Annotated in this window: 1 protein-coding gene; it reads right to left on the bottom strand. The window is 70.1% G+C overall.

From position 1 onward, the window contains the following. Positions 1–234: 234 nt before the first annotated feature. A complete protein-coding gene (ligA, locus tag VXC91_RS44565; RefSeq protein ID WP_329513043.1) occupies positions 235–2322 on the bottom strand; it encodes an NAD-dependent DNA ligase LigA in 2088 nt (695 codons plus the stop codon). Positions 2323–2431: the final 109 nt, after the last annotated feature.

The following is a 2431-nucleotide window of genomic DNA, read 5'->3' as shown; positions in this document are numbered from 1 at the left end:
GGGACGGGGGAGACCGGCCGGGGCCTTAAGGCGGTGACGTGCGGAGGGCGGTCGCCTCTCGGCGGAAGGCTCCATGGGGCTTCAGCCGGACGATCGTCCCCATGGGCTATAGGTGAGGCCCGGGGACACTGTCCCCTCCACGAGTCACGTGTAGGTGAACAGTCAACTGTCTCGGGTTGTTCCCGCACAGCCCCGGCTGCCGGTGTGAGCTGGGGAACACTCCTTGCTGGAGGCCTAGTTGAGGTAGTCGGCGACCAGGGCGGCGAATTCGTCCGGGGTGGCCAGGCGGATACCGAGATCCTCGGCCTTGGCTCGCTTGGACCCCGCGCCGTCTCCGGCGACGACGAGGGTGGTCTTCTTGGAGACGCTGGAGGAGGAGCGGCCGCCGGCTTGTTCGATGAGCTCGTTCATCTGGTTGCGGCTGAGCTTCTCCAGGGGGCCGGTCATTGCGCCGGTGACAACCAGGGTCATCCCGGCCAGGGGTCCGCCCGCACGCTCGGTGTTCTCGTCGTGGTCGCCGGTGTCGCCGTCGTACGGGGTGGGTGGGGTGGCGCCGGGTTCGGTCATGTTCATCCCGGCGGCGGCGAGTTTGTCGATGAGCGGGGCGAGTTCGGCGAGTTCGGTGACGATCGAGGGGGCCTTCTCGGTGCCGATGCCCTCGACCTGCTGCATCGCTTCCGCGTCCGCGGCGCGGATGTTGTCCATGGTGGCGAAGTGCCGGGCAACGCGGCGGGACATGGAGCGGCCGGTGCCGCGGACCCCGAGCGCGCACAGCACCCGCGACAGCGGCTGGCTCTTGGCCGCGGCGATGGCGGCGAGGAGGTTGTCGGTGCTGGTTGCGCCCATCCGTTCCAGGCCCAGGAGCTGCTCGCGGGTGAGGGTGAACAGGTCGGCGAGATCGGCGACGAGGCCGGCGTCGACGAGTTGGACGACGCGGGTGTGGCCGAGGCCTTCGATGTCGAGCTGGTCGCGGCCGGCCGCGTAGGACAGGGCGGCCACCAGGTGGCAGTTGCGTCCGTTCGCGCAGCGCCAGCGCTGCTCGCTGGTGTCGATGTCGGCCCCGCAGCGCGGGCACGTCTCAGGGAAGGCGATGGGCTGTTCGTCGCCGGTGCGCAGGTGGGCGACGGGGGCTTCGATACGGGGGATGACGTCGCCGGCCCGGTGGACCATGACGTGGTCGCCCAGACGCAGGTCGCGGCGGGTGATGTCGGCCGGGTTGTGGAGGGTGGCGTAGGTGATGGTGGCGCCGTCGATCTCGACCGGTTCCAAAACGGCGCGCGGGGCGATGATGCCGGTGCGGCCGACGTTCCACTCCACCTCAAGCAGCCGGGTGATCTTCTCGACGGCCGGCAGCTTGTAGGCGATCGCCCAACGCGGAGCGCGCGAACCCGATCCTGCCGTCTGCTGGTCGGCGGCCAGATCGGCCTTGATGACTATCCCGTCGATCCCGAACGGCAGCTCGGCGCGCAGGGCGGCGATCTCCTGCACGCGGGCCAGCACCTGCTCGACGGTGTCGGCGGTGATGCCGGGCACCGCGGTGGTGGCGGTGGTGTTGATCCCGAACGTGGCGGCCTGCGCCATCAGCTCGCTGTGCGCGAGTTCGCCCAGCCGCGCGGCGAGCGCCGTCTCGGTATTGGGCAGGGGCAGCAGGCCGTAGCCGAAGAACGTCATCGGCACGGTGTAGGCACGCTCCTTGGCGCGCAAGGTGCCCGCCGCGGCGCCGCGCGGGTTGGCGAACGGCTGCCCGCCGTGCGCGGTGCGCACCTCGTTGGCGTGCTCGAACTGAGCGGTTGTCATCAGGACTTCGCCCCGGACTTCCACGGTGACCGGTTCGGTGAGTTCGTCCGGCAGGCCCTCGATGGTGCCGATCGCGTGCGAGACATCCTCCCCGGACGTCCCGTCCCCGCGTGTGATCAGCTGTCTCAGGCGACCGCCGGCGTAACGGGCGGCGACCGCGAGCCCATCAAGCTTCGGCTCGGCGCTGAACCGCTCGGCCTCGTGGCCGATGCGCCGGGCCAGGGAGGAGGTCCAGGCGGTGAGCTCCTCCGGCGAGAACACGTTGTCCAGACTCAGCATCGCTACCGTGTGCGGGACATCGCCCCCCACGGCGCCGCCGGCCACCTTCCCCGTCGGAGAGTCGGGCAGCACCTGATCAGGATGTTCGGCCTCCCACACGGCGATGCCTCGCACCAGCCGGTCGTAGGCGTCATCGTCCAATGCCGACGTCCCACCCGTGTAGTAGGCGGCCGACGCCTTCACCGCGTCCTCGACCGCCTGCGCGTAAGCGGCGGCATCCGTGATCACAGCTGCAGGTGTTGTCATGCCCGTCATCCTGCCTGCCACCACTGACATTGCCCGATGCAGCGGGACGGAAGAACGACCGCAAAGAAGACGGGGGCGGAGGCCGCGCGGCGCGTAGCCGCACCTCTCA

The sequence above is a fragment of the Streptomyces chiangmaiensis genome, assembly GCF_036281785.1.
In the GTDB taxonomy this organism is placed as follows: domain Bacteria; phylum Actinomycetota; class Actinomycetes; order Streptomycetales; family Streptomycetaceae; genus Streptomyces; species Streptomyces chiangmaiensis.
Note: the sequence above shows the minus strand (reverse complement) of the source record. Positions and strands in the feature narration are given on the sequence as shown.